Origin of the sequence: Paraburkholderia bryophila, assembly GCF_003269035.1 — a bacterium.
In the GTDB taxonomy this organism is placed as follows: Bacteria; Pseudomonadota; Gammaproteobacteria; order Burkholderiales; family Burkholderiaceae; genus Paraburkholderia; species Paraburkholderia bryophila.
The window spans coordinates 1-1,108 of sequence record NZ_QLTK01000089.1; the positions used below are offsets into that span (position 1 = coordinate 1).

Annotated in this window: 1 protein-coding gene; it reads right to left on the minus strand. The window is 54.0% G+C overall.

The window, feature by feature from the left end:
• Positions 1-241: 241 nt before the first annotated feature.
• On the minus strand, positions 242-889 hold the full coding sequence (locus tag BX591_RS35930) for a LysE family translocator (RefSeq protein ID WP_111936028.1): 648 nt from the start codon (positions 887-889) through the stop codon (positions 242-244).
• Between the last annotated feature and the right edge of the window lie 219 nt (positions 890-1,108).

Below are 1,108 nucleotides of genomic sequence, written 5' to 3' on the forward strand. Positions count from 1 at the left end.
GACCCAGACACCCACCGAATAACCCGCAAAGCTGGTCCAACGGGTGGGTCAGAATTCAATGCAAATCCCGGGTCAGGATTCCGTGCAAATCAACACCGTTACTCTGCGGCGAACGAACGGGTGTAGTCAACGGCTCCAGACCCAGCTCGCGAGCGAAACTGCGCGTGCGATGGTCGATGTAGGCAGAGCCGTTGTCAAAGAAACGAATCGCGTAAAGCATGGTGTCCGAAGATGGGTACTGTTACACAGCAGGTCGCCGAAGCGTTGCCAGCAAGACGCCGAATCCGATCATAAGCGAGCCGCTGGCCCGGTTTAGCCACACGAAGCCCTTCGGATTTGTCGTCAAAGAGCGCAACCGCGCGCCGATTACGGCGTAGATTGCTATGGCGGCGAGTTCTAGTAAAAGAAACGTTACGCCAAGCGTGGTAAAGCTAACAGCGTAGTGCGCCCGATCAATGAACTGCGGAAAGAAAGCCGTGAAAATCAGAATGGCTTTCGGATTGCCTGCGGCCACGTAGAACTCCTGCTTGCAATCTTTTATCAGCAAACCCGCTCGATCCTTGTGCTGCACAGCTTGTTCCGCAGTCACGATAGACTGATCAACCGATTTCGAACGGAGTAGTTTGACACCCAGCCACACGAGATACGCGGCACCCGCAAACTTCAAGGCCGTAAACAGTGTTTGCGAGGTGAGTAACAAGGCTCCCAGACCAAATCCGGTAATCGCGATCATGATGGAAAATGCCACCAGACGTCCGAACGATGCGACAACAGAATGCATTGCACCTTTACGTGCTCCGTTGGACAGCGAAAGCACGTTGTTCGGTCCGAAGGCCATGTTGAGTGCGAAGCAGGCGGGGAGAAACAGCAGGTAAGTGTGCAATGACATTTCTCGTGTCCCTTCGTTGTTGACCAATGCATTCTAGACCGCGATGCGAAGTCCGGCCACTGGTTACATCGGGCGAAAGCGGCCGAGCCTGTGTGAAAACGCACTCATCGCCTAAACTGAATCAACTCATTGAGACCGGGTGACTCATGAAGCGATTCGTTGAAGGCGATGACCGCAAGCAGGTCGTACTACTTCCCGAATGCGTCGATGACTACATCG

What these genes read in the sequence shown, in the direction of transcription:
- BX591_RS35930 (WP_111936028.1), bottom strand. Translation starts at nt 889, where the DNA reads ATGTCATTGCACACTTACCTGCTGTTTCTCCCCGCCTGCTTCGCACTC.